At 67.6% G+C, this 24,045-nt stretch carries 24 protein-coding genes and 1 pseudogene; 14 read left to right on the forward strand and 11 right to left on the reverse strand.

The window, feature by feature from the left end:
* The first annotated feature begins 158 nt into the window (after nt 1–158).
* The 3 genes from ACZ6KF_RS22385 (at nt 159) to ACZ6KF_RS22395 (ending at nt 2,625) form a co-directional block, all read left to right on the forward strand.
* Complete coding sequence (locus ACZ6KF_RS22385; RefSeq protein WP_356629832.1) at nt 159–920, forward strand: GOLPH3/VPS74 family protein; 762 nt, start codon at nt 159–161, stop codon at nt 918–920.
* A gap of 382 nt (nt 921–1,302) precedes the next feature.
* Nucleotides 1,303–2,169 (forward strand): helix-turn-helix domain-containing protein, encoded by an 867-nt coding sequence (locus tag ACZ6KF_RS22390; protein ID WP_469158675.1) that lies wholly within the window; start codon nt 1,303–1,305, stop codon nt 2,167–2,169.
* 246 nt (nt 2,170–2,415) lie between these two features.
* Nucleotides 2,416–2,625, forward strand: a complete 210-nt coding sequence (locus ACZ6KF_RS22395) for a DUF397 domain-containing protein (RefSeq protein ID WP_356629836.1) — start codon at nt 2,416–2,418, stop codon at nt 2,623–2,625.
* Nucleotides 2,626–2,866: 241 nt separating this feature from the next.
* Here ACZ6KF_RS22395 and ACZ6KF_RS22400 read toward each other — a convergent pair whose 3' ends face one another.
* The 5 genes from ACZ6KF_RS22400 to ACZ6KF_RS22420 all read right to left on the reverse strand — a co-directional run bounded on the left by ACZ6KF_RS22400 (nt 2,867) and on the right by ACZ6KF_RS22420 (nt 6,751).
* Nucleotides 2,867–3,388: a glutathione peroxidase gene (locus ACZ6KF_RS22400; protein WP_469239745.1), complete on the reverse strand. Its 522-nt coding sequence runs from the start codon at nt 3,386–3,388 to the stop codon at nt 2,867–2,869.
* An 81-nt stretch (nt 3,389–3,469) separates the two neighbouring features.
* Nucleotides 3,470–4,159, reverse strand: coding sequence for a hypothetical protein (locus tag ACZ6KF_RS22405; protein ID WP_469158677.1), 690 nt, complete (start codon nt 4,157–4,159; stop codon nt 3,470–3,472).
* 57 nt (nt 4,160–4,216) lie between these two features.
* Nucleotides 4,217–5,326 (reverse strand): CU044_5270 family protein, encoded by a 1,110-nt coding sequence (locus ACZ6KF_RS22410; protein WP_469176740.1) that lies wholly within the window; start codon nt 5,324–5,326, stop codon nt 4,217–4,219.
* The gene (locus ACZ6KF_RS22415; protein WP_469239747.1) at nt 5,323–6,027 is read right to left on the reverse strand and encodes an RNA polymerase sigma factor; all 705 of its coding nucleotides are present in this window, start codon (nt 6,025–6,027) and stop codon (nt 5,323–5,325) included. Before ACZ6KF_RS22415 ends, ACZ6KF_RS22410 begins: the two co-directional genes overlap by 4 nt.
* A gap of 103 nt (nt 6,028–6,130) precedes the next feature.
* Complete coding sequence (locus tag ACZ6KF_RS22420) at nt 6,131–6,751, reverse strand: dihydrofolate reductase family protein (protein ID WP_469239749.1); 621 nt, start codon at nt 6,749–6,751, stop codon at nt 6,131–6,133.
* Nucleotides 6,752–7,174: 423 nt separating this feature from the next.
* On the opposite strand from ACZ6KF_RS22420, the gene ACZ6KF_RS22425 reads away from it, so the two are divergent.
* From ACZ6KF_RS22425 to ACZ6KF_RS22435, 3 genes are all read left to right on the forward strand, one after another.
* Entirely contained in the window at nt 7,175–8,590 is a 1,416-nt protein-coding gene (locus ACZ6KF_RS22425) for a family 2B encapsulin nanocompartment shell protein (protein WP_356629848.1), read from the forward strand.
* Between the two features lie 113 nt (nt 8,591–8,703).
* Entirely contained in the window at nt 8,704–10,125 is a 1,422-nt protein-coding gene (locus tag ACZ6KF_RS22430; protein WP_469239751.1) for a family 2 encapsulin nanocompartment cargo protein terpene cyclase, read from the forward strand.
* Nucleotides 10,126–10,140: 15 nt separating this feature from the next.
* Nucleotides 10,141–11,016, forward strand: a complete 876-nt coding sequence (locus ACZ6KF_RS22435) for a geranyl diphosphate 2-C-methyltransferase (RefSeq protein WP_356629850.1) — start codon at nt 10,141–10,143, stop codon at nt 11,014–11,016.
* Between the two features lie 43 nt (nt 11,017–11,059).
* Here the strand turns inward: ACZ6KF_RS22435 and ACZ6KF_RS22440 are convergent, their stop codons facing one another.
* Both ACZ6KF_RS22440 and ACZ6KF_RS22445 read right to left on the reverse strand, forming a co-directional pair.
* On the reverse strand, nt 11,060–11,284 hold the full coding sequence (locus tag ACZ6KF_RS22440) for a hypothetical protein (RefSeq protein ID WP_356629852.1): 225 nt from the start codon (nt 11,282–11,284) through the stop codon (nt 11,060–11,062).
* Between the two features lie 100 nt (nt 11,285–11,384).
* On the reverse strand, nt 11,385–12,209 hold the full coding sequence (locus ACZ6KF_RS22445) for a helix-turn-helix domain-containing protein (RefSeq protein ID WP_469158683.1): 825 nt from the start codon (nt 12,207–12,209) through the stop codon (nt 11,385–11,387).
* A gap of 213 nt (nt 12,210–12,422) precedes the next feature.
* Between ACZ6KF_RS22445 and ACZ6KF_RS22450 the strand changes: the two genes are divergently transcribed.
* The 3 genes and pseudogenes from ACZ6KF_RS22450 to ACZ6KF_RS22460 all read left to right on the forward strand — a co-directional run.
* Entirely contained in the window at nt 12,423–12,728 is a 306-nt protein-coding gene (locus ACZ6KF_RS22450) for a hypothetical protein (protein ID WP_469239753.1), read from the forward strand.
* Between the two features lie 194 nt (nt 12,729–12,922).
* Nucleotides 12,923–15,190 (forward strand): fibronectin type III domain-containing protein, encoded by a 2,268-nt coding sequence (locus ACZ6KF_RS22455; protein WP_469239754.1) that lies wholly within the window; start codon nt 12,923–12,925, stop codon nt 15,188–15,190.
* A 92-nt stretch (nt 15,191–15,282) separates the two neighbouring features.
* A pseudogene (locus tag ACZ6KF_RS22460) lies at nt 15,283–15,396 on the forward strand (type II toxin-antitoxin system RelE/ParE family toxin); the annotation flags it as partial.
* Between the two features lie 50 nt (nt 15,397–15,446).
* On the opposite strand, the gene ACZ6KF_RS22465 reads toward ACZ6KF_RS22460, so the two are convergent.
* From ACZ6KF_RS22465 to ACZ6KF_RS22480, 4 genes are all read right to left on the reverse strand, one after another.
* A complete protein-coding gene (locus ACZ6KF_RS22465) occupies nt 15,447–15,647 on the reverse strand; it encodes a dehydrogenase (protein ID WP_356629860.1) in 201 nt (66 codons plus the stop codon).
* 174 nt (nt 15,648–15,821) lie between these two features.
* Complete coding sequence (locus ACZ6KF_RS22470) at nt 15,822–16,163, reverse strand: hypothetical protein (protein ID WP_356629862.1); 342 nt, start codon at nt 16,161–16,163, stop codon at nt 15,822–15,824.
* A gap of 78 nt (nt 16,164–16,241) precedes the next feature.
* Nucleotides 16,242–16,367 carry a hypothetical protein gene (locus ACZ6KF_RS22475; protein WP_469239756.1) on the reverse strand — a complete coding sequence of 42 codons (126 nt, stop codon included), beginning with the start codon at nt 16,365–16,367 and terminating at the stop codon, nt 16,242–16,244.
* Nucleotides 16,368–16,438: 71 nt separating this feature from the next.
* Entirely contained in the window at nt 16,439–16,810 is a 372-nt protein-coding gene (locus ACZ6KF_RS22480) for a GIY-YIG nuclease family protein (RefSeq protein WP_469239758.1), read from the reverse strand.
* A gap of 290 nt (nt 16,811–17,100) precedes the next feature.
* Here ACZ6KF_RS22480 and ACZ6KF_RS22485 point away from each other — a divergent pair, with 290 nt between their 5' ends.
* The 5 genes from ACZ6KF_RS22485 (at nt 17,101) to ACZ6KF_RS22505 (ending at nt 23,799) form a co-directional block, all read left to right on the forward strand.
* Nucleotides 17,101–17,823, forward strand: a complete 723-nt coding sequence (locus ACZ6KF_RS22485; protein WP_469239761.1) for a tyrosine-type recombinase/integrase — start codon at nt 17,101–17,103, stop codon at nt 17,821–17,823.
* 128 nt (nt 17,824–17,951) lie between these two features.
* Nucleotides 17,952–18,146: a hypothetical protein gene (locus ACZ6KF_RS22490; RefSeq protein WP_469239763.1), complete on the forward strand. Its 195-nt coding sequence runs from the start codon at nt 17,952–17,954 to the stop codon at nt 18,144–18,146.
* A 505-nt stretch (nt 18,147–18,651) separates the two neighbouring features.
* Nucleotides 18,652–18,924, forward strand: coding sequence for a hypothetical protein (locus ACZ6KF_RS22495; RefSeq protein WP_469239765.1), 273 nt, complete (start codon nt 18,652–18,654; stop codon nt 18,922–18,924).
* Nucleotides 18,921–19,349, forward strand: a complete 429-nt coding sequence (locus ACZ6KF_RS22500; RefSeq protein WP_469239767.1) for a PIN domain-containing protein — start codon at nt 18,921–18,923, stop codon at nt 19,347–19,349. Before ACZ6KF_RS22495 ends, ACZ6KF_RS22500 begins: the two co-directional genes overlap by 4 nt.
* 709 nt (nt 19,350–20,058) lie before the next feature.
* Entirely contained in the window at nt 20,059–23,799 is a 3,741-nt protein-coding gene (locus tag ACZ6KF_RS22505) for an NACHT domain-containing protein (RefSeq protein ID WP_469239769.1), read from the forward strand.
* Nucleotides 23,800–24,045: the final 246 nt, after the last annotated feature.

Consider the following 24,045-nt stretch of genomic DNA (forward strand, 5'->3'; position numbering starts at 1 on the left):
GCTGTCCGAACCATGTACCAGTGTCCTGTGTGCGGGCTAAACACAAGCGGTAGACGAGAACGACATACCTACTGGTTCCACTACGAACTGGTCACGCACCCTCGACAGACCATTGTGAGAGGGGTCACCCTGTCATTCATCCACGCGGGGAGGCATGGATGGGCAGGAGCCGCAGAACACTTCCGGAGGAGCTTCTGCTGCTGGCACTGGACCCGGCCACGGGTACCACTGCACAGCCGCAGTCGCTCGACCTCGGTCTGGCCGGAGCACAGCTAGTGGAGCTGGCGCTGGCCGGACGGATAGCCCCAGACGGGGATCGTATCGCCGTGGTTGTACCACGGCCGACAGGTGATCCGACATTGGACTGCGCGTTGGAGTTGCTGCGAAGGCGCGGCGCTCCGGTGCGTGCCGTCCACTGGATCGGCGGGCCGAGATTGGGGCTGCGTCAGACCTACCTCTCGCATCTGGAGCGCTGCGGCATGGTCGCCGCGGTGGCCGGCCAGATGTGCGGGGTGCTGCCGACGACTCGTTACCAGGCGACGGACACCGAGATCAGCCGGGAGATCAAGGCCCGGCTGGACTCCGCGATCCGCACCGGCGTACCGCCGGACCCGCGGACCGCGGCGCTCGCCGCACTGGCCCACGCGGTCGGACTCGGCAAGCACCTGTATCCGGGCAACGAGGGACGCTCGTCCCGCTCCCGGCTGCGGGACCTCATCAGGCACGACCCGATGGGCGGCCTCGTGGCGCACGCCGTGATGGACGTCCAGAACGGCGTCGCGGCCCAGCCGCGTCGCAGCCAGGCGGCGGCCCCACCGGGCGGCAGGCAGACCGCCGGTGCGCGGTCGGCCGGAGAGCCCGCCAGGGGCGTTCCGGCGCAACCGCACCACGGTTCGATGGCGCGTGCCGTGGCCCACTGAGCCGCAGTCCCACGACACAGCCACGACACCGCAAGACCGCGAGCACCACGCACCATGGCAACACCCGGCGCCACGCTCAACGAGAAGCAGCACACCGCAGCACACCTACAGCTGCACAACCGCAAAGCCGCACACGGCCAGTCCCCAACAGCGAGTCCCCAAAGACCCGGTTCGGGAGCCGCAGCGACCGCGCGGGGTGACGGGAACCGTCGTCCGGACGACCGACGGACCCGCCGCCCCGCGCGGACGCATGTGTGAATCGGGCCCGCGCGGGCCGCATATCCGCCGTTTCCCAGCGGCGGCAAGCACCTTGGTGGCAATCTGCTCAGAAGCAGATACGCATAGTTGCAAGTCGAGGCTCGCAGCCGGAGGTGCACGTCCCGTGGCGTCCAACGTCAATCCCACCGTCAGGCGGCGCCGGCTGGGCCAGGAGCTGCGCCGGCTGCGCGAACTCAAGGGCATGACGGCCGAGGAGGTCGCCGACCGGCTGCTGGTGTCCCAGTCGAAGATCAGCCGTCTGGAGAACGGGCGGCGCAGCATCAGCCAGCGCGACGTCCGCGACCTGTGCGGCGTCTACGAGGTGGAGGACCACCGCGTCGTGGAGTCGCTGATGCAGATGGCCAAGGACTCGCGCCAGCAGGGCTGGTGGCACTCCTTCGGCGACATCCCGTACAGCGTCTACATCGGCCTGGAGACGGACGCCGCGAGCCTGCGGGTGTACGACCCCCAGGTGGTGCCCGGCCTGTTGCAGACCCGGCAGTACGCGGAGGCGCTCATCACCGGCGCCCTGCCGGAGACCGCCCCGGCCGACATCGAGAAGCGCGTCCAGGTGCGCATGCGCCGCCAGGAACGGATCACGACCACCGACAACCCGCTGCGCCTGTGGAGCGTCCTGGACGAGGCCGCCCTGCGCCGCATCGTCGGCAACCGCTCCCTGATGCGGGATCAGCTGGAGTTCCTGATCGAGCAGTCCCAACTGCCGCACGTCACCGTGCAGGTGATCCCCTTCGAGCTGGGCTCGCACCCCGGCCTGAACGGCCAGTACGCGATCCTGGAGTTCCCCGACGCGACCGACTCCAGCGTCGTCTACATCGAGGGCGTCACCAGCGACCTGTACCTCGAGAAGCCCAACGACGTGCAGAAGTACAGCGTGATGTACGAGCACTTGAGGGCGCAGGCGCTGAACGTGGAGCAGTCCCGCGAGTACATCTCCAAGGTCGCGAAGGAGTACGCCGAGTACACCGGATGACCCACTGTCCGCCGGACGGCCGGTCCCGGACCGGGGAGGCGCGGCACGGTACACCGTGACCCGGCCGGGGCGGAAGACTTCACTGGAATATGCCATCCGGTCGAGTGAACGACCGCGTCGGTCAGCCAGGTTGGCGAGTAACGTCGATCACGCCATCGCGCAACACGTTGGCGCAAACCGCCCCGAGGTCCGCGGAACGGACCCGTGCGGTGACAGCAACCCCCCAACTGGCAATCCGGAGCAGAAATGGCAATTCGTCAGGGCGTCACGGACACCTGGACCAAGTCCTCGTACTCCACCGGCAACGGCGCTTGTGTCGAGATCAGGTCGACGGTCGTCGCCGCCATGGCGGTACGGGACTCCAAGGTCACCGAGGGTCCCACCCTGTCCTTCCCCGCGCACTCGTGGAACGCCTTCGTGACGGAGGTCGGCAGGAGCGCTCTCGACCACCACTGATGCGACGAAAGACCCCCACAACTGCATACGCATCCACAACTGCATACGCACCACAGTGAAGAGCCCTCTCGTCGAGCACGCCGTCCTTGCCGAGGGGGCTCGGCTTCATCCCGGCGCCGTCGCTCCGTCCCGGCGCGGCCCCGTCACCGGGCGCCTGTCGCCCGGTGACGGAAACGCTCGGCCCCGCCCCAGAGCCAGGGCCGAAGCCAGGCACGAGCCCAGGCCACGGCCAAGGCACGGGTCAGGGTGAGGCGGCGAGGTGCCGCTCGACGGCGCCCACGACCTCGGCCGACTCGGGCTCGGTCTGCGGCGAGAACCGGGCGACGACCGCCCCGTCCTTGCCGATCAGGAACTTCTCGAAGTTCCAGCGGATGTCCCCGCTGTGCCCCTCGGCGTCCTCGAACCCGACGAGCCGCTCGTACAGCGGGTGCCGCCCGGCCCCGTTGACCTCGACCTTCTCGGTCAGCGGGAAGGTCACGCCGTACGTCGCCGAGCAGAACTCGGCGATCTCCTCGGCGGTGCCCGGCTCCTGCCCGAGGAACTGGTTGCACGGCACGCCGAGCACGGTGAAGCCCTGGGCGGCGTACCGCTCGTGGAGCCGCTCCAGCCCGGCGTACTGCGGGGTCAGCCCGCACTTGGACGCCACGTTCACGACCAGCACGACCTTCCCGGCGTACTGCGCGAGATCGGCGGCACCGCCCTGGAGGGCGCCGATCTCGACATCGAGGGGGGAACCGGTTCCGGTGTTCTCCGAAGTCGTCATGCCCCGGATGCTAACGGCGCGCCGCCCGTCACCCGAGGCCGCACCCTCCCATCCGCCGGCCCACAGGTCGCCCGGCGACCGTCACTCGTCCTCCGGCGCCCCCGCCTCCAGCAGCCGCTCCCCGATGTCGTCGGCCCACTCCTGCACCCACCGCCGCAGCTCGCCGACCTCCGTGTCGTCCAGCCCGCAACGCAGGAAGGCGTGATCGTCGACCAGCTCCACGGCCTCCAGCCGGGCCCGCAGATCCGCGAGGTCGAAGACCTCGGGAGCGTGCCGGTGCCCCAGCTCCTCCAGCTCGGGAAGGCTCCAGTGCGCGCGAGCGGCGGCCCGTACGACGACCAGGTCCCGCGCCAGACCGCGATCCGCCAGATCCCGCACCGCGATGCCCACGAGATCCTCGACGGACAGCACCGGCCCGGCCTCGGAGGCCGTGAGAGGCCGCCAGAGCACCTCCTTGACCACGTCCACCACGCACTCCTCGTCCCGCTCGCCGGTGACGTCCGCCCCGGCGACGAGCAGCCGTACGGCGAGCGGGCCGGCCGCCGGCCGCACCCGGACGGCCCAGCCCCGCTCCGTCAGCCCGGTGACGAGCGCGGCGGCGATCAGCTCCATCCGGACGGCGCTCTCGGTGGCGACGCACAGCCCGTCACCGGCGCGGGACAGCAGGCCGTGGACCAGCGCCGCCCGCCCGCCGGCGAGGGCGAGCGGGTACGGCGCCCCGAGTTCCAGGACGTCGACCGCCAGGCGGTGGACGGCGGTCGAAGTGGCCATGCGCCGATTATCCCGCCGTCTCGCCGTCTCGCCGTCCCGGCGGCCCTGGCTGTCCCGCTATCCCGCGGAGGTCGGCACGGGGCTCGGCGTCTCCTTGATCCCGTCGACGACGGCGCGGGTGAGGATGGCGCTGGTGTAGTTCACCGTGCCGGGCTCGATCAGGGCCTCGGGCCCGTTGAGCCGCTCGACCTGGACACTCCGCTCGCCGAGGAAGACATGGGTCTTCTTGTCGAAGATCCACTCCTCGCGCGCGCCACTGGTCTCGTCCAGCCGGGCCACCGCGACACCGCGCCGCCCGACCGCGTCCACCGCGTCGTCCACGACCACCACGCCGGGAATCCTGGCGGCTGCCTTGAACAGCGCCGAGTACAGCTCGGCGGGCGGGTACGTCTCGCCGAGCAGGTCGCCGATGGTGGTGAAGGCCTGCTGGTCGGGGGAGTTCCCGTGCCCCGCGGTCTCGTCGTAGATCTTCTCCAGCAGCTCGTCGGGGTCGGTCGTGAGCCGGGCGAGATAGTCGTACGAGGGACTGTTCAGCGAGGCCCTGGGGGTGTTGCCCTGCTCGTCGGGGAGGCTGAGGGTCTCGCCCTCGGGGCTGTCGTTGACGGAGGGGTCGACGAGCCACCCCTTGGTGCCGTCGGCGGACTGCCAGATCTGCCGGCGGTGCAGCTCGTGACTGGCCAGCGTGGTCTCGCCGTCCTCCGTGCGCAGGAAGGTGTCGGCGGTCTTGGACTCGATGTAGACGTACTGGCCGGGCCCGACCTCCGGGTGCGCCCCGTCGGCCGCGGCCAGCGAGATCCGGTCGAGCAGCCGGGACGCGCCCTTGCTGTCGACCGCGCCGAGCTCGGTGGTGAGGGCGGGTCCGGTGGCGAGCCCGTCGCGGGCGCCGCCGCCGTCGACCAGCGCGACCCCGGCGACGACGGCTCCGGCGACGACGGCCGCCAGGGCGGGCAGCGTCACGGCGGGCCGGGGCAGCCGGAACGACCGCCGCCGCGGGGCCGGGACGATCCCGTGGTCGTGCTGTATGCGCTGGTCCTGCTGGATCTGGGCCATCAAACGCTCCTTGTGGAACTGGTGGCGGCCCGGTGGCAGGTCCCGCGCGGTCCGGGACAGGAGCTGGGCGCTCTCGTCCCACTCGGCCGGGTTCTGCCGGGACGTGTTCGCGGTCATCGGTTTCCTTCCTGTGCGGGCCGGATCGCGTGGACGTGATCGCCTCTTACCTGTCGCCCGGCCCGCGGCCCTTCCCGTTCCCGCGCGACTTCTTCGCCGGACCGCGCCGCCGCCCTGGCCGTACCGGACCGAGACGCGGTCCCGCCTTCACCGGACCGCGCCGCCGCCTCGGTGATCTTCCGCAGCTTCTTCCGCGCCCGGGACAACCGCGAGGCGACGGTCCCGACGGGAATCCCGAGGGCCTCGGCGGCGGCCTCGTAGTCCAGGCCCTCTCCGAGACAGAGCGCGATCACCTCCCGCTCCGGACGGCGCAGCGCGGCGAGCGCGGCGAGCGCGCCCGCGAGCCGACGCCGGTCGTCGACCCGGCCGGCCACCTCGTCGGCATGGTCGGGCACCGACAGCCCGGCAGCGGCGGCGGCCTGGGCGGCGGCGCGGTTACGCCGGTCGGACCGGTACTGGTTGCGCGCCGTGTTGGTCGCGATCCCCAGCAACCAGGGCCGTAGCGACCCCCCTTCGGGATCGACCCGCTCCCGCAACCGCCACGCCTCCATGAAGGTCGCGGCCATCACGTCCTCGGCCACCGACCAGTCGGCGGTGAGCCGGAAGGCATGGTTGTAGACCGCGCGGGCGTAGCTGTCGAAGAGCTCCGCGAACGCGCCCGATTCCCCGGCCCGTACCCGGGTACGCAGATGAGTGCTCACCTCAATGAGCTGTCGCCCCCCACTCCCGACTTCCGGTGACCTGCGTCACATGCGGTGTGCCAGGCGTGTCAGTGGTGTCGCACGCGGCAGTCGACCGTGCGTCTCAGGACAGCACCCGGTACGTCACGTGCGTCACCAGGCTCGCCGGGCGTGAGCCGATCTGCTCCAGCCGCAGTGGGGGGACGCCCTCGAAGAGCCGGGTGCCCGCCCCGAGGGTGAGGGGGGCGATGTGCAGCCGCAGTTCGTCGATCAGGCCGGCGGCGAGGTACTGGTTGACGGTGGTCGCGCCGCCCTGGACCGCGACGTCGCGGTCGCCGGCCGCCGCGCGGGCCCGGTCCAGGGCCGCCTCGATGCCGTCGGTGACGAAGTGGAAGGTGGTCCCGCCGGCCATCGGCTGCGGCTCGCGCGCATGGTGGGTGAGCACGAACACCGGCGCGTGGAAGGGCGGGTCCTCGCCCCACCAGCCGTTCCACGGCCGGTCCCACGCCCAGCGCACCGGTCCGAACATGTTGCGGCCCATGATGAAGGCGCCCGCGGCTCCGAGCCGGTCGATCTCCTCCCGGTTCTCCTCGGGAGTGTCGAACATCCAGGCGTGCAGTCCGGCCCCGGTGCCGTCGCCGCCGTCGTCGCCGAACGGCCGCTCCCCCGTCTGATGGAGGCCGGCCGAGTACCCGTCGACGGAGACCGTGATGTCGCAGACCACCCGGCCCGTTCGTTCCGTCATCGCCCTGTCCTCCTCGCAGCGGCACAGCTGAGCAGTGCGCGGACTTTGGCCTGATTATGGGTGATCGCGGAAGGGGCAGCCGGCCGTCAGGGGTGGTCGCCGGCCTCTGCGGTCCGGCAGGTCCGGTAAAGGATGGCGCGATAACACTCATGGGGCCGATAAACCCTGTTCAAATGATTGTCACCGCTTCGGAGGAAGCGTTCGCCGTCTGCGGCAACCGCGTCCCGACCGGCCGTTAGCTTCCTCCCCGTGGACGGATCGCCGTGATCCGACGCATTCCACGCCCATGCACCACCGCCCGTTCCTCATTTCTCCTTCCTCAGTTCTCGCCGTTCCTCATTTCTCACTCCTCCCTGTCTCGCCGTCGGCACACCCGTCCCGTGTGCGCCGACCGCCCCGTCACACAAGGAGAGACTCACCCCGATGACCGTCGACAGCAGCCCCGAGACGCCCGCCGCGCCCCAGACGCCCCAGCAGTCCCTGAGCACCGCCGCCGCCCGCAACCTCGCCACCACCACCAAGTCCGCACCGCAGATGCAGGAGATCAGCTCCCGCTGGCTGCTGCGGATGCTGCCCTGGGTCGAGACCAAGGGCGGCGCCTACCGGGTCAACCGACGGCTGCGCCACACGGTCGGCGACGGCCGCATCGAGTTCGTCCAGGAGGGCGCCACGGTCCGGGTGATCCCCCGCGAACTCGGCGAACTGGCCCTGCTGCGAGGGCTCGACGACGTCGATGTCCTCACCGCCCTCGCCGGCCGCTGCACGCAGCGCGACTTCTCGGCCGGCGAGGTGCTCGTCGAACGCGGCGCCCCGGCGGACCGCATCCACATGATCGCCCACGGCCGCGTCACCCAGACCTCCGACGGCAAGTACGGCGACGAGATCACCATCGCGGTACTCGCGGACGGCGACCACTTCGGCGAGAACGCCCTCCTGGACGCCGACGCCCGCCACGACTACACGGTCACCGCCGAAACCGCCGGCACCCTTCTCACCCTCTCCCGCGCCGACTTCGCCGCCGTACGGGACTCCGCGCCCAGCCTCCGGGCCCACATCGAGGAGTTCAGCTCCGTCACGCGGCAGCGCCAGAACAAGTACGGCGAGGCCGAGATCGCCATGTCGGCCGGCCACGTCGGCGAGGCCGAACTGCCGACCGCCTTCGTCGACTACGAGCTCAATCCGCGCGAGTACGAACTCTCCGTCGCGCAGACCGTCCTGCGGGTCCACACCCGGGTCGCCGACCTCTACAACGGGCCGATGAACCAGACCGAGGAACAACTCCGGCTCACCATCGAGGCGTTGCGTGAGCGCCAGGAGCACGAGCTGATCAACAACCGCGAGTTCGGCCTGCTCCACAACGCCGACTTCAAGCAGCGCATCCAGACCCACTCCGGCCCGCCGACCCCGGACGACATGGACGAACTGCTCTCCCGCCGCCGGGGCACCAAGTTCTTCCTCGCCCACCCGAGGACGATCGCCGCGATCGGTCGCGGGTTCAACGCCGCGGGCCTCTACCCCGACCACGTCGACCTCGGCGGACAGTCCGTCCCGGCCTGGCGCGGGGTCCCCATCCTGCCCTGCAACAAGATCCCGATCAGCAAGGAGCAGACCAGCTCCATCATCGCGATGCGTACGGGCGAGGACAACCAGGGCGTCGTGGGCCTGCGGCAGACCGGCTTGCCGGACGAGTACGAGCCGGGCCTGTCCGTGCGCTTCATGGGCATCAACGAGCAGGCGGTCATCTCCTATCTCGTCAGCACGTACTACTCCGCCGCGGTGCTCGTGCCCGACGCGCTCGGCGTGATGGAGAACGTGCAGATCGGCCGCAGGCGGGACTGAGGGCCCGGTCCCCGGGGCGATCGACGTCCCCCGCCCGCGCGGCAAGGACCCGCGCGTCAGCGTCCCGCGCGTCAGCAAGGAGCGCCCACCCCCACTGGAGCAAGGAGCTACGGATGCCCGTACCCGGGTCCCCCGGACCGTTCATCCCCGGGCAGCGGTCCAGCAGGGCCGCCACGACACCGAACGTCACCGCACCCGGCGGCCCCGCGCCGGATGCCCGTACGCCGGACGTCGTTTCCACGCCGGCCGCTGCCCCGCCGAGAACCTTCGCCCTCCCGACGGCCCCGCATCCCCCGATCGCACCGTCGCGCCCGGTGGGGGGCCCGGCCGTACCAGCAGCACCGGCGGCGGGTCCAGGCGCACCGGCCGTAGCGGTCGTACCCACTGCGTCGGCGGCGTCTGCAGCCCCCGCCCCTGTCCTCGCCGCCCCCCAGGCTCCACGGCGGGCCCTCGGCGGACCCACCGGCCTGGGCACGGCCTCCCTCTCCCTCGCCCGCCTCCTCGAACCGCCTCCCCTTCCGCCGGCCCCGCAGACCTCACCCCGCCCACCCGCCGAAGGCCGAGCCGTCCCCGGCCTCTACCACCACCCCGTCCCCGAGCCCGACCCCGTACGCGTCGAGGAGGTCAGCCGCCGGATCAAGCGCTGGGCGGAAGACGAGGTCCAGCTCTACCCCGACGAGTGGGAGGGCCAGTTCGACGGCTTCTCCGTGGGCCGCTACATGGTCGGCTGCCACCCCGACGCCCCCACGGTCGACCACCTGATGCTGGCGACCCGGCTGATGGTCGCGGAGAACGCCGTGGACGACTGCTACTGCGAGGACCACGGAGGCTCGCCCGTGGGCCTCGGCGGCCGGCTCCTCCTGGCCCACACCGCGCTGGACCACCTCCACACCACCCCGGAGTACGCGCCGGCGTGGCAGGAGTCGCTCGGCTTCGACGCCCCGCGCCGGGCGTACCGCAGCGCGATGGACCACTTCGTGCACGCGGCCACGCCCTCCCAGGCGGACCGCTACCGCCACGACATGGCCCGTCTGCACATGGGCTACCTGGCCGAGGCGGCCTGGGCGGAGACCGGTCACGTACCGGAGGTGTGGGAGTACCTGGCGATGCGCCAGTTCAACAACTTCCGCCCCTGTCCCACCATCACCGACACCGTCGGCGGCTACGAACTGCCCGCGGACGCCCACGCCCGGCCGGACATGCAGCGGGTCATCGCCCTCGCCGGCAACGCGACGACCATCGTCAACGACCTCTACTCGTACACCAAGGAACTCGACAGCCCCGGCCGCCACCTGAACCTCCCGGTGGTGCTCGCGGAGCGCGAGGGGCTCTCCGCACGCGACGCGTACCTGAAGGCCGTGGAGATCCACAACGACCTCATGCACGCCTTCGAGGCCGCCGCGGCCGACCTGGCCGCCACCTGCCCCCTGCCCGCCGTGCTGCGCTTCCTCAAGGGCGTGGCCGCCTGGGTCGACGGCAACCACGACTGGCACCGCACCAACACCTACCGCTACAGCCTGCCCGACTTCTGGTAAGGAACGGACATCTCTGTGACCACCGAAACGGCCCCCGCCGCCTCCGCGGCCATCCCCGCCCCGGCGACGCCCTACCAGGGGGACATCGCCCGTTACTGGAACAACGAGGCGAGGCCGGTCAACCTGCGCCTCGGCGACGTGGACGGGCTCTACCACCACCACTACGGCATCGGCCCCGTCGACCACGCCGCGCTCGGCGACCCGGAGCACAGCGAGTACGAGAAGAAGCTGATCGCCGAACTGCACCGGCTCGAGTCGGCCCAGGCGGAGTTCCTCCTGGACCACCTCGGCCCCGTCCGCGCCGAGGACACCCTCGTCGACGCCGGCTGCGGACGCGGCGGCTCCATGGTCATGGCCCACCACCGCTTCGGCTGCACGGTCGAGGGCGTCACCCTCTCCTCCGCGCAGGCCGACTTCGCCAACGGCCGCGCCCGCGAACTGCGCATCGAGGACCACGTGCGCGCCCGCGTGTGCAACATGCTCGACACGCCCTTCGAGAAGGGCAGCGTGGCCGCCTCGTGGAACAACGAGTCGTCCATGTACGTCGACCTGCACGACCTGTTCGCCGAGCACTCCCGCTTCCTGCGGGTGGGCGGCCGGTACGTCACGATCACCGGCTGCTGGAACCCGCGCTACGGCCAGCCGTCCAAGTGGGTCTCCCAGATCAACGCCCACTTCGAGTGCAACATCCACTCCCGCCGTGAGTACCTGCGGGCCATGGCCGACAACCGCCTCGTACCGCAGACGGTCATCGACCTGACCCCGGACACGCTGCCCTACTGGGAGCTGCGGGCCACGTCGTCGCTGGTCACCGGCATCGAGGAGGCGTTCATCGAGTCGTACCGGGACGGCTCGTTCCAGTACGTCCTGATCGCGGCCGACCGCGTCTGAGCCGCCCGCCACCGGCCACGCGCCCCCGCCCCGCCCGGGGGCGTCACCCGGCCGGTACGCCCGCCGCACGGCGGGCGCCGCCCACCGCGAACCGGGCCGCCGCCAGCACGAGGACGGCGCCGATCCAGAGCACGCTCGTGGCCGCGACGCCGTCGACGGCGAGGCCGCCGGCGAAGGCGCCGAGGGCGATGGACAGATTGAACGCGGAGACGAACGGCGAGGAGGCCGCCTCAGCGGCGCCGGGCGCCGCGCCGAGGATCCAGGTCATGCCTCGACCGTAGGGTCGGGAAAGACCCGGGGAGAGGTGCACTTCCGGGCGGGAACATGGGTCAATCGGAGCGGGAGCGGGAGCGGGAAAGAGCGAAGGGCTATCGGCAGTGCCGCGCCACGTACGAGTCCAGCGGCTCCAGCGCGCCCCACGCCAGGTCGAAGCTGTCCGCGAAGTACGACAGGAAGGCGGGCCCCTCGACGCTGAAGCCCGTCAGCTGCTGCCGGCCCGCACCGGAGAACGACAGGAAGGTCACGGTGTCGTCCACGAGGCCGGTGTTGTGCCAGGCGCAGGAGGCGGTCCAGGGCATGACGCGCGCCTCGTAGGCGTAGATGTCGGCGGTCTCCCGCTGATGCTCCAGCAGCCACTGCAGGTAGGCCGTCCGCGGAGCGCCGCCGCGCTCGGGAACGCCGATGATGCGTCGCACGCTGGCGCCCTCACCGGAGTGGTCCCGGGCCCACTGCAGCACCGTGCTGTAGTACTCGGCCACCGCCACCGCCCCCCAGTGACCGGGAGGGTGGAGCCGGACGTAGGTGAGCCGTATCTCGCGCTGGGCGGAGCGGATGCGGTCGGCCGAGGCGCGGTAGAAGGACGTCGGGTCCGGGTAGCGCACCATCTCGGCGTGCAGCGCTTCCGCGGGCAGCTCGGGGCCCTCCCGTTTCAGCGCGTCCAGCTCCGTCCTGGCCTCGCGCCACAGGACCTGCCAGTGACCCCAGTCGCCGCCCAGCACGGCGACCAGACGACGCGTGACCATCTCGCTGGGCAGGCGCCGCCCGTTGAGCGCTTCGGAGACCGTCGCGGGACTGCACTGCGCCCGCGTGGCGATCGTCCTTATCTGCAGGTCGCCCGCCGTGATGCGCAGCCGACGCAACTCCGCAGCGAACCGCCGCACGGGCGGTGGCGCACTGCGCGAGTGGGTGTCCATGCTTCCCCCGAGGGCCTCACCCGGTCCGACGACCGTGATCGTCCCACTCTCCGGGCCCTTTCGCTGAACTTCACCGAATCCCGCTGAAGAAGGCCGAATTCCTCCGACGTTTCCGAGAGGACCGGACTCCGACGGATTTCCTGGACCACGTGGAGCGGCGCCTGCTCGAATGACTGTCGTCCCAGGTGGGACAGACGGAAAGGGTGAGCAAGCATGCCGATCGATCTCAGGAAGTCGCTCCGCCGCCACTACACGGCGTTCCTCGCGGTGCTCGTGACCGGAATCGTGCTGATCATGGCGGTCAACGGCCCCACGTACGCGGCGGAGCTCTACATCAACAGCCTCCTCGGCGTGGCGGGCCTGATCGCGGGCTACGTCCTCGCGCCACCCGACCCCTCCCGGCCGACCGTCCCGGCCGACCGTCCCGGAGACGGGACCGGAGACGGGACCGGAGACGGGACCAGGGGCGGGACCGGGGGTGGCGGAGCGGGGCGCGTGACGGAGGGCCGCTGGGTGTGAGGGGTGGGCGGGCGCGGGTGCCCCAGCTGTGGGTCGAGTACCCCGATCCGCTCTCGGCGGAGGGGGAGTTGATCTCCTACGACCAGTGCTGGCGCTCGACCGACCACCTATCGCACGTGATCTTCAAATGGCACCATTGGGGCGGCATACACGCCTTGTCCTCATCTCATCGTCGAAAGTGTGAGCATCCGCAGATGCGAATATCCCTCGGCGCGGCGCGCCGTCCAGGTGGTGCGGTCGTGCTCTCCCTGGCCACAGCCCTGGCCGGGCTCGCTTTCCCCACCACCGCGCATGCGGCCGTGACGTGCTCGGCCGGCGTGTGGAAGGCCCAGTACTACGCCAACACCAGCTTCTCCGGCACTCCGAAGGCCACCGTCTGCGACACCGCCATCGCCGAGAACTACGGCTACGGCGATCCCTCCGGCGTGACCCTGCCGAGCAACTACTTCGGCGTCCGCTGGACCACCACCCGCAACTTCGGCTCCGGCGGCCCCTTCGACCTGAGCGTCGCCGTCCAGGACGGCGCCCGCGTCTACCTCGACGGCAACCGCAGGATCGACCTGTGGCGCAACGTCAGCTCGACCCAGCGGAAGACCGTCCGCCTCACCGTCCCGCGCGGGACCCACACCCTGCGTGTGGACTTCGCCGCCTTCACCGGCACCGCCAACATCTCCTTCTCCTACAAGCCGGTCATCAGCGCCACGTACGACAAGACCGCCCCCCTGGCCCCGGCGGGCTTCAAGTCCGGATACTCGGCGTCCACCCTGAAGGCGACGCTGACGTGGTCCCGCAACCACGAGATGGATCTGGCCGGTTACCGCGTCTACCGCCGCCTCGCCGGCGCAGGCGGCTGGAGCCTGCGCACCTCCACCCCGATCACCGGCACCACCTTCACCGAAGCGGCCCCGGCCAGCGGCGCCACCTACGAGTACGCCCTCCGCGCCGTCGACCGCTCCGGCAACGCCTCCGCGCTGTCCGCGGTGACGAGCGTCGTCAGCGCCGACAGGACGGCCCCCGCCGCCCCCACCGGGCTCACGGCCACGCACGACCCGTCCGCAGGCGCCCGGCTCTCCTGGTCCCCGGTGAGCGGGGCGAACTCGTACGAGGTGCAGCGGGCCGTCGCGCCCGAGGGGCCGTTCACCTCCGTCGGCACGCCCACGCAGAGCGCCGCCCTGACGGATCCGTCCGCCGCCGTGGGCACGACCTACTACTACCGCGTGCGGGCCAAGGACAGCGCGGGCAACGCCTCCGGGTACTCCGCCCCCATCCGGCTCGACGTCGCCGAGGCCAGGCCGCTGCCGCCGGCGGCCGTCTCCGCCAACGGCTGGGTCGACCGCAACACCGTCGGCTGGCGGTACGACGGTGACGCGTCCCACCGGTTCCACGTCTATGCCGCCGAGTCGGCCGCCGGTCCGTGGACCCGGCTGACCGAAACGCCGGTCACCGGCCCCGCCTACGACGACTACACGGCGCCCGTCCGCGAGGCCCGCCACTATCAGGTGCGGACCGTCACGACGCTCGGCACGGAGTCCAACCCGTCGGCGACGGCCTCGGCGACCCGCACCGGCGACGTCACCCCGCCGCGCATGCCGTACGGCCTGGACGCCTGGGACGGCACGGACGGCGTGCACCTCGTCTGGACGCCCAACACCGACGACACGGACCACTACCTCGTCATGCGCCAGGCCACGTTCGGCGCGTGGGAGCAGATCGCCGTGGTGCGGGACGGCAAGTACCTGGACACCAGCACCCCGGCCGGCGTGCAGTTCGGCTACACCGTCCGCGCCGTCGACGCGGCCGGCAACGTCTCCCCCATGCCGGAGCCCGGCTACGGCACCGTCTACGGCAAGCGCCTGCCGGTCCACGAGAAGCCCGCCGCGCCTGCCTCGGTCACCGCGACGGCCGAGAACGGCAACGTCAAGGTGGAGTGGACCGCAAGCACGTCGACCGATGTGGCCGGCTACTACGTCTACCGCACGACCGGCACGGACCCGACGTCGGCCTACTCGGTCTCCCCGCTCATCACGGGGACGACGTTCACGAACGAGAACGTCCCCGCCGGCAAGACCTGGTACTACGTGGTGCGCGCAGTCAGCACGCACAGCCAGTGGTCCGACTTCTCACCGATGGCCGGAGCCACCGTGCCCTGTCCCGTCTTCGACGGACCGGCCACCCCCCGGATCACCGGGGGCGGCAGGGGCGCGGACTATGCCCAGCTCAACTGGGAGGTGGGAGCGTGCGACCAGGGCCGGACCGTGTCGTACAACGTCTACCGGTCCACCTCCGGCGCGGACGTCTTCACCCCTGAACACCGCATCGCCACGGGCGTGACGGCACCGACGTACAAGGACCCCGGCCTGGCGAGGGCGTACTACTACTACGTCGTCACCGCCGTGTCCGCCGACGGCACAGAATCGGCCCCGCAGGCCACGCCGTTCGGAATATCACTGATGGCCCCCTGACGCCCCCCTCAATCCCCCGGCCCCCGCCGCCCGGACGCCTCGTGCCTTCCGGACGGCGGGGGCTTCACGTCGAGGGCGGGGGGTCTTCGCGTCGGAGGGAGTTGGACGGCGAGGCCGTGCGCATCCCGTACTGGCTCGCGCCAGGACAGCGGGTCGTGCTGCTGACGGTCTTCCGTAAAACGAGGAGGCGTGAAGCGGCGGAGGTCGCAGATTTCGAACCGCCGTCGTCCTGGCGCTTGATGTCAGCAATTGGATGTCACCGGAACAGCTCGGGCACCGGGCAGGCTTCCAGCGGCCCCTCCGGCCGGTCGGCCCAGCGCCACCACACGTGCCGACTGGTACACCTCAGCAGTGTCCGGCAGGTCCGCCTGCCATCGTCCTCCCGCTTGACGAGGACGAAGCCGCCGGACGTCATGGGCTGGTTGCACACGGGACAGGCCGGAGCGTCGTCGGTCATGCGGCGCACCCCAACGGAGCGCCGGCTTCGTCCCGGAGCAATCTGGATGTGGGCCCTGCCTGGGGCTGGTGTCGCCTGCGTTGCCGGTCCGCAGACGTCCGGGCTTGTTCGCCGTTGTGCGTGCGCATCGTCGTCACTCAGTCAGACACGCACACAGCGGACGTGACACGAGCATCAGTCGCCCGCGAACCACAAGTAACTTCCTGGAGTGGCCGCGCACTCTTCCAGCATCGTCGCGAGGTCGTCCAGCGCGGCGAGCTGACGTTCATCGCCGCACCTCTGCCTCAGGCCGTGGATTTCCCGGAGAGCGACTTCGGCCTCTTGTTCGTTCATCAACGTGTCTCCGTACGGATCGACGGCAGTGAGCCTCCCCGGTACTCCGAGGAGTTGGAGTGAGCCGAGAGCATCGGCCAGCGCGTCGCCATGCCCGTAGGAGCTCCGCAGGAGTGTCACGCGGGACTTGTGCCAGTTGTTGCGAGCCGGCCGCGATGAGTGCAACTCCAGATCGATCCCCATGCCTCATGATGCACATGCTGCGCCGCTGCACACCCGCGACTGATCGAGGGCGGCCGTGACCTGCGGCCACTCACATGGTCAAGGCTCCTCGCTCCCTCGCGGGTGGTGTCTTCCTGCCCCGGTCTTGCCGGAGATCTTGGTGGCCTGGTTCTTGCTTGTCAGGGCGGTGGGGATGTGCGCCTGATGGTCATCGTTGGTCGTCATTGGCCACTGCCCAGCGTCCTCGGATGGTCCAGAGACGGCGCAAGTAGCGGCCCATCGGCCCATTCGGTGGCCTACGCACTGATGGGCAACTCTCGGGCCCGCTCGCGTGCTTGGGCTCGCAGCCCTTTCAAGCGGCTGTGGAACGCGTTGTGGCGGTTCTGGTCCAGGTTCAGTGGGAGGTCGAGTCGGGAGATGAGTTGCGACTCCAGGGCCCACGGTTCGCTCTGCTCGATCCAGCACACCCACGCGTTGTCCGCCATCCACTGGCTCAGGATGGCTTCGCCGGCCTTGCCGAAGGTCATCCGTTTGCCGCTGCCCACACGGCGCAGCTCGAGTCCGAGCAGACATCCGAGGGTGAGCCGCAGTGTCGAGCCGGCCGCGTTGCCCCGGTAGTGGTAGCGCACCCGCTTGCGCAGGTTTTGGGTGCTGGTCCGGTTCGCCATGTACCGCGGGGCTATACCGACGTAGAGCAGGCGCCCGGCGTCCAGGTCCGGATGGGGCGGCTGCTTGAAGTGCCACCCGTAGACCCCTGCCGCCGCCGGGACCGGGCTCGGACGCACCAAGACCTCCGGCGCCGACCACAAGCGATCGGGGCTGACGAGAGCGGTAGCTGCCACGAACCCTCCAGACGCGCCACGGGGATTGTCGCAGGCTACTGGTCGACACTGACACGACCTCTCCCTATATGCCCGTCACAAGCACTGCTTTAGGAGAGAGGCGCAGCTGACGCGGAATGCTCCTTGCGGCCGGCGTCGGTGAGCCGTCGGTCGTCAAGACATGCCAACTGCTGCGGGCCCTGATGAACACGGCCGTGGACGACGAGCTGATCCGGCGCAACCCCTGCCGCGTCAAGGGCGCGGACCGCTACGACGTGCCCGAGCGGCCGGTTCTCACGGTGGCGGAGGTCTTCGCCGTCGCCGGCTCCATCGCGCCGCGCTACCGGCTGCTCGTGCTCTTGGCGGCCTTCACCACCCTGCGGTTCGGGGAGCTGGCGGCCCTGCGGCGCCGGGACGTCGACCTGGAGGGGTTGACCGTCACCGTGCGCCGGGCTCAGGCCGGGTTGCAGGACGGCCGGCTCTTCGACAAGGCGCCGAAGTCCGCGGCCGGGGTGCGCTCCGTCTCCTTCCCCGCCGAGCTGCTCGACGCGGTCACGCATCACCTGGAGCACTTCCGCTCCCGGCCGCGACGGGCACGTCTTCGTCGGGCCGCAGGGTGGGCAGCTGCGGCGGAGCAACTTCCGGGACGACTGGGTCAAGGCCCGGAGGCTGCGGGGGTCACGGCTGAGCTGCACTTCCATGATCTTCGGCACACGGGTAACACGCTGGCCTCGACGGCCGGTGCTAGCACACGGGAGCTGATGACGCGGATGGGGCATAGCAGCTCGCGTGCCGCGTTGATCTACCAGCACATGACCAGTGACCGGGATGGGCCATCGCCGATCGACTCGGGGCCATGATCCGCAGCAGCGGAGGAGACGCCCCCGCTTAGGAAGGGGGACGCGCACACCATGGCCTTCTCTTCCGGCCAGGCACCACCCATCTACGGCAAGACGGCGGGCTGTAGGGTCCGCCAACGGGGGGAATCATGGCTGATCGCGGCTGGTACGACGACAGTGACTACCACGAAGCAGTCCAGCGGGCCGAACGGGCGACACGGTCCGGCTGGTCAGCGATCGTTTGGACTACAGGAGCGCTCGGCTGTGTGCTGATCACCATTGCCGTTCTCAGCGCGGTCGCGGTCGTCGCGTGCCTCTTCGTTGTAGTGGCGAGCGATTACTGAGTAGCTACCGAGCACGGGTGCGGTCACTGATCCTCTGAACGCTCCTCGGGGCGGTGGACTCCGCGTGGACTCTAGTGGGACGCGCGTGGCACGACCCCGGAGACGACAAAGGGCCAGCCGGGGAGGAAACCCCTCCTGAGCTGGCCCTTCTCTCTGTGCCCCCGGCAGGATTCGAACCTGCGACACCCGCTTTAGGAGATCCCTCCGGGTGGGGCTGCGACCTGGTAAAACGGGCGCTTGACCTGCCGAAATACGCCTCGCCGGTTCTCACCCGTTCGCAGTGCTTCCTGGCCTCATGTGTGCCGTAGGTGTGCTGCGGAAGGTCGGCGTTTCGGGATCGTCGGGGCAGGATCCGGTCAGGCCGGCCGCCCTTCGGTCTGCCGACAGGCCGGTCCCACGGCTGCGGCAGGCGGTGTGGATCTCGGAAGGGCTGAGCGAACGGACCGGACGCCGTTAACCTGGGACCAGTAGAAGCACACGGCGCGACACAGCGGAGGGGATGCTGATGACCACCGCCCCGAGCGAGGTTCCTCACCCGCCGCACTCGACGGCGCACCCGTTGCGGACCATCCGTGACATCCGGGAGTCCCTGCCCGAGGACCAGCGCAGGCACTTCGACGCAGAGCTCGCCGACACGGCGATTGAGGCCCTGCCCGAGATGCTGTACCGCTGGGTGGCCTTGAGCAACGACGGTTTCGAGGAGTTCCTGCTGTCCCGGCCCTTCGAGGGCATGGAGTTGGGCGCCCGCTCCTACGACGAGCAGCCGGACGCCGAGTGATCTACCTGCTCGACACGAACGTCGTCGCCGAACTCACCGCGCGGCCCAAGCCCGACCAGCGCGTCCTGGCCTGGTTCCGGTCCACGCCCCGGCCCAACCGCTTCCTCAGCGTGATCACCGTGGCCGAGATCGAGGCAGGCGTGGACGCCACGGTGGATCCCGTGCGCAAGGCCCGCTACGCCCAGGCACTCGCTGCCGTGCGGCACGAGTACGCCGGACGCATCGCACCGATCGGTGAACCGGAAGCGGCTGCGTACCTGAACATCCACAAGGCACTGAAATCAGCCGGCGCCGGCATCGACCCACCGGATGCACTGATCGCCGCCACCGCCCTGGCCAACGGCTGGTCGGTGGCCACTCGCAACATCAAGCATCTCGCCCGGACCGGCGCCATGGTGATCAACCCGTGGGAACAGCTGGCCTGACCAGGCTATGAGGGACCGCCGGCGTTGACGTCAGAGGCCGCCCAGGGAAGTTCCTGGGCGGCCTCTTCGGTGGTGCCCCCGGCAGGATTCGAACCTGCGACACCCGCTTTAGGAGTTCGATCCGAGCGCGGCTCAGTGGCGCTACTACTCGGTCGTGTCGACCGCACTGGGCCGAGCAGGGGTACTCACGTCCGCCACCGTCGATGTCAATCGTGGATGTCAGCTGGAGCTAGCGCTTCTTGCGGATCGTGCGCTTCTTCTCCTTGGCTTCCTTCTCCTTGCGTTGCGCCACACCGTACGCAGACCACGGTCCATCGTGGACCGGCCACCGGGAGGTGCCGGTCACCACCTTCCGCTGACATCGTCTGCCTGTCTTGGCCACGCAGCTTCCCCCTCCGGTCCCGACACGCAGTACGTGGAGCTCTGGGAACCGTGACTCGGCTTGCGCCAGCAGGGAAGGCGCATGCCGGATCGCTGGGTGCGCGCCGTCGCACGTCGATGCCATCAGCTTCGGAAGCTGCGACCGTTCGCATACGGTTGGCTCCGGCGAGCCCAACGATGGTGCCAAGAACACCGAAGTAGCTACCACGTTCGAGGGCTGCAACGACTACCTGCTTCGTGTTCGGTCCGACCGGCAGACTGAGCGTCCTGCTGTCGATAGAGTGGTCTGCCGTACCGTCAGGGCTGGTTGCACTTAGGGCAGTTGAGGGTGGCTGAGTTGACTTATCTCTTCGAGCAGCTGGATCCCGAGCGGTTTCAACACCTCTGTCAGGCGCTAATCTCGCTTGAATACCCCGGAACACAGTGCTTCCCCGTTGGTCAGAGGGATGGCGGTCGGGACGCGGTCCAACTGTTCACTAACAAGCAGGGTGATTATCGGGTCTTCCAGGTCAAGTTTGTTAGGAATCCATTCGTAGTTGAGGACGTTCACAAGTGGTTCGTCGACACGATGGAAGCCGAGGTTCCCAAGATTCAGGATATTCTCCAAAGAAGAAAGGGGGCGATTGAATACATTCTGGTTTGTAATGTCCCAGGGACCGCCTTCCCGGACGCAGGCTCAATCGACAAGTTGAATCATCTTCTCAATTCCGACTCGCCTGTTCCGGTTCGCGTCTGGTGGAGAGACGACCTTGATCGTAGGTGCGATGGTCACGCCGATGTCAAATGGTCATACCCAGAAATCTTGCGCGGTAGTGATCTACTCCAGGCGCTGGCAGAGTCAATCGGGCCTGATCTGCAGGGTAATCGGCTCGACATTTTGCGGACCTTTATGGTCGAGCAGTTCGAATTGGACAACGAGGTCCGTTTCAAGCAAGTAGAACTTAGCAATGAAATTTTGAACCTATTTGTGGATGTACCCGCGCTAATCTCACTAACGCATACAGAGGGGCGGCGCAGAGAAGAGAAGCGCGCACTCGAAATTCGTGACGTCGTGAGTCAAATCGCGAACCGGGGAGAGACGGGCAATGATCGGGATGAGCCCATCGGTGCCGCGACCCTGCTTCTGCATGACAAAATAGCACGACTCTCCGACCTGGTAATTCTGGAAGGCGGCCCTGGGCAGGGAAAGTCGACCTTGGCGCAGTATGTATGCCAAGTGCATCGCATGCGCGTGCTAGGGAAGTCGGAGTTTGACACACTCCCCGATGGGCATCGCCCAAAATCGGTGCGATTCCCTATCAAGGTAGACCTACGGGAGTACGCTAGTTGGTTGGCTGGTAACAACCCGTTCGACCAGGAGGTCGGCGCAACTAGACCTGCGCAATCGTCGAAATCTCTCGAATCCTTCATAAGTGCACTGATCAGTGACGTATCCGGCGGGCGCACGTTCACGGTTGACGACCTGTCTGCCGTTGCCCGCTCTAGCTCGCTTCTTATTGTGCTTGACGGCTTGGACGAAGTCGCAGAAGTGCGGCTCCGCAATGAGATGGTTAAGGAAATTAGCTCGGCGGCTCGGCGGCTTAGAGAGTCTTCCGTCGCGCTTCAAATGCTAGTTACTACGAGACCGTCTGCCCTAGCAGAGGTGACAGATTTCCCTTCTAGGGTGTTCCAGCGATGGACGCTTACTAGGCTGGGCCGTCCTCTAATCGAGCAATACTCAGAGCGCTGGGCCAAATCGCGTCGCCTCAAGGAAAAAGAGAAAGCCAATCTCCGTCGCACATTGGCTGAGAAGCTGGATCAGCCGCATATGCGTGACTTGGCTCGAAATCCGATGCAATTGGCGATTCTTCTCACTGTAATTCATACTCGCGGGGAAGCTCTCCCTGACAAAAGAACCGCGCTGTATGATTTTTACGTCGAGCAGTTTCTGGCGCGTGAGGCCGAGAAGAGCGAAATCGTTAAGAAGCGTCAAGAAGTTTTGATCGACCTGCATCGCTATTTGGCCTGGATGCTTCACAGTGAGGCAGAAACGGGCAGGGCGCTAGGGAAGATCGACGCGAATCGGCTACGTGAAGTGATTCGGGAGTATCTAGTCTCTGAAGGGAGGGATCCTGCCTGGGCAACGGAGCTATTCACAGGCCTTGCTCAGCGGGTCGTTTTCCTCGTTGGTGCAGTAGAAGGCCTGTTTGAGTTCGAAGTTCAGCCCCTACGTGAGTACTTCGCCGGTCGCTTCCTATATGAAACAGCACCCTATAGTCCTGTTGGTAATCCTCGAAGCGGTACCAAAGATGAGCGTTTCGATGCTGTGGCCCGTAATACACACTGGTTGAACGTCACCCGATTTTACGCTGGCTGCTTCAGCAAGGGTGAGCTGCCGGCACTCGTCGATCGCCTTGAGGTTCTATGTGCCGATAGCCATCTAGGGATGACGTCGCATCCACGTTCGCTGGCGGCTACTCTCGTCGCAGACTGGGTCTTCAGTCAGAACAATAGAAGTCTGCAAAAGGTAATCGCGCTTATCCTGGATAGAGACGGATATCGCTCTCTTTTGGGCGATGACCACTACAGCAGTAGCGGTGGAGAGCCCATCACGCTACCGGATGGCTGCGGACGCGTCGAGCTGCTTGAGCGGTGCATTACCGTACTTCAGAGCGCGCCCCCTCGTGATATTCAGATGTCAATCACTGAACTTGCAAAGAAGAACGGAACACGCGAAGAGCTCCGTATTCTCTGGAAAAGTGGATTTTCTCGCATTTCATCTACGCATGAAAAGATTTCCTGGATTTGGTCTGGCCATTTCCTTGGCGTATTGAATTCCCATAGCAATGAAGAGTTGCTAGGCATGTTCAATGAATTCAATATTCCGCTAGACGACGAAGTGGTGCAAGCTCTAGTCTCGGCCGGACGGGCCGGATTCTTCACCCAGAACGTTGAACTTTTGCAGGATTACAAGGAGAGAACCTGCAGCGGATACGTTAGCGGCTTCCGGTTTTCACGTCCCAATGAGTCCACCGTGGAGCTCCTGTGTGCCGCCCTGAATCCATTCGTCCTCTTCAGGAATTATCCAGACGGTCGAAGCACATACGGCGAAAGCCTAACGAGACGTTTCGGCATAAGGTGGCCGAAAGGCGATGTACTTTCTGTTGGGGATGCCGAAATCGATGGCGTAGTCCAGGCCTTTCAGGGGTTGTTGAACAGCCCCCAAGAGGAGGATGCACCAGGAGTAGGCGGCGCATTCTCCCGGTATATCGACTCCATGGTTTCGTCTATCGGGGAGCGATGGCAGGTTTGGGCCGCAGCGTGCGCCGTCGCACTTACGGCTCCGAGAGGCAAGCGCACGGAAGTCAGCAGGAATGATTTGTTTGACGGCTCCATCAGCTTGATGGAGCGGGTGAGGTATGCGCGCCTCCAGGCTGGCAGTGCCTCGTGGTGGAAGGAGCAATTCGAGTCTGCGAATGCCGAGCAGCGGCAAATCTGGACGCTCGTGTCGCTCTGTCTCTGCGGTCCTGCCACGCTTTCCAAGATTTATGGCGAGCTGGACGACATTGTTGACAGCCTCGATATGCGTGACGCGATGCGACTTTTCGAAAGCGTCGATCAAATCAGAGGTTGGTTGGGAAAGGCTAGGGATATTAGACTGGACCTTTTCCCTGAGTCAATGAGTCCACGGCTCGCTGCGGCGCTTACCATTTGGGCGCATGATTCCGTACGCGAAGCAATCATTTCGAAGTATCTGTCTTCGTACATCGGGGATGACGCAACGGTAAGTCAGGCCATTTTTGCTGCATCGGCCCAGCGAATGCAGACCGATTCCGTCGACTGGGCGGCAGAAATTGACCGGATTAAGAGAGCTTATCGAGTGGAGAGCGTGAGATATCCACACCTGGGGTACTTCCGTACGGCAGGAGGTATGCCAGTTGAAGTTGCGCGTAAGGTCGCTAGTAATCCTTTCGCCTATCCCATCTTTCTGGTGCGCATGGCAGAGTTGAGCGTTAAGAGGGACCTTGCTGAAAAAGCCGTTCCCCTCTCTAAAGTGGCGGAAGAGAACGGTTGGTTCGACGAGGTATGAGGTCGGCGGAGCGGCTTTGGGCTGGAGCTGCTTTGGCGCGAGTGATCATGGCCCCGTAAGCTTCCGGCGCGTCGGGCAGTCTGTGGACCTGCCCGCTAAAGCACGACGTTGGGGCCATGATCTTCGAGGCTCGCGCCAAAGTGGCTGCCTAACTGGCCGTTCTCTATCCGTTCGTGTGCTTGGTCTGGTTCGAACGGGATGCTGGATCGGGTGAGTTGGCTGACGTCGGGGCATGAAGAGAAGGGC

Source organism: Streptomyces sp. NPDC046379, from assembly GCF_055587785.1.

What these genes read in the sequence shown, in the direction of transcription:
- ACZ6KF_RS22385 (WP_356629832.1), top strand. Translation starts at nt 159, where the DNA reads ATGGGCAGGAGCCGCAGAACACTTCCGGAGGAGCTTCTGCTGCTGGCA.
- ACZ6KF_RS22395 (WP_356629836.1), top strand. Translation starts at nt 2,416, where the DNA reads ATGGCAATTCGTCAGGGCGTCACGGACACCTGGACCAAGTCCTCGTAC.
- ACZ6KF_RS22400 (WP_469239745.1), bottom strand. Translation starts at nt 3,388, where the DNA reads ATGACGACTTCGGAGAACACCGGAACCGGTTCCCCCCTCGATGTCGAG.
- ACZ6KF_RS22405 (WP_469158677.1), bottom strand. Translation starts at nt 4,159, where the DNA reads ATGGCCACTTCGACCGCCGTCCACCGCCTGGCGGTCGACGTCCTGGAA.
- ACZ6KF_RS22410 (WP_469176740.1), bottom strand. Translation starts at nt 5,326, where the DNA reads ATGACCGCGAACACGTCCCGGCAGAACCCGGCCGAGTGGGACGAGAGC.
- ACZ6KF_RS22420 (WP_469239749.1), bottom strand. Translation starts at nt 6,751, where the DNA reads ATGACGGAACGAACGGGCCGGGTGGTCTGCGACATCACGGTCTCCGTC.
- ACZ6KF_RS22425 (WP_356629848.1), top strand. Translation starts at nt 7,175, where the DNA reads ATGACCGTCGACAGCAGCCCCGAGACGCCCGCCGCGCCCCAGACGCCC.
- ACZ6KF_RS22430 (WP_469239751.1), top strand. Translation starts at nt 8,704, where the DNA reads ATGCCCGTACCCGGGTCCCCCGGACCGTTCATCCCCGGGCAGCGGTCC.
- ACZ6KF_RS22440 (WP_356629852.1), bottom strand. Translation starts at nt 11,284, where the DNA reads ATGACCTGGATCCTCGGCGCGGCGCCCGGCGCCGCTGAGGCGGCCTCC.
- ACZ6KF_RS22445 (WP_469158683.1), bottom strand. Translation starts at nt 12,209, where the DNA reads ATGGACACCCACTCGCGCAGTGCGCCACCGCCCGTGCGGCGGTTCGCT.
- ACZ6KF_RS22450 (WP_469239753.1), top strand. Translation starts at nt 12,423, where the DNA reads ATGCCGATCGATCTCAGGAAGTCGCTCCGCCGCCACTACACGGCGTTC.
- ACZ6KF_RS22455 (WP_469239754.1), top strand. Translation starts at nt 12,923, where the DNA reads ATGCGAATATCCCTCGGCGCGGCGCGCCGTCCAGGTGGTGCGGTCGTG.
- ACZ6KF_RS22465 (WP_356629860.1), bottom strand. Translation starts at nt 15,647, where the DNA reads ATGACCGACGACGCTCCGGCCTGTCCCGTGTGCAACCAGCCCATGACG.
- ACZ6KF_RS22470 (WP_356629862.1), bottom strand. Translation starts at nt 16,163, where the DNA reads ATGGGGATCGATCTGGAGTTGCACTCATCGCGGCCGGCTCGCAACAAC.
- ACZ6KF_RS22475 (WP_469239756.1), bottom strand. Translation starts at nt 16,367, where the DNA reads ATGACGACCAACGATGACCATCAGGCGCACATCCCCACCGCCCTGACA.
- ACZ6KF_RS22480 (WP_469239758.1), bottom strand. Translation starts at nt 16,810, where the DNA reads ATGGCGAACCGGACCAGCACCCAAAACCTGCGCAAGCGGGTGCGCTAC.
- ACZ6KF_RS22485 (WP_469239761.1), top strand. Translation starts at nt 17,101, where the DNA reads ATGCTCCTTGCGGCCGGCGTCGGTGAGCCGTCGGTCGTCAAGACATGC.
- ACZ6KF_RS22490 (WP_469239763.1), top strand. Translation starts at nt 17,952, where the DNA reads ATGGCTGATCGCGGCTGGTACGACGACAGTGACTACCACGAAGCAGTC.
- ACZ6KF_RS22495 (WP_469239765.1), top strand. Translation starts at nt 18,652, where the DNA reads ATGACCACCGCCCCGAGCGAGGTTCCTCACCCGCCGCACTCGACGGCG.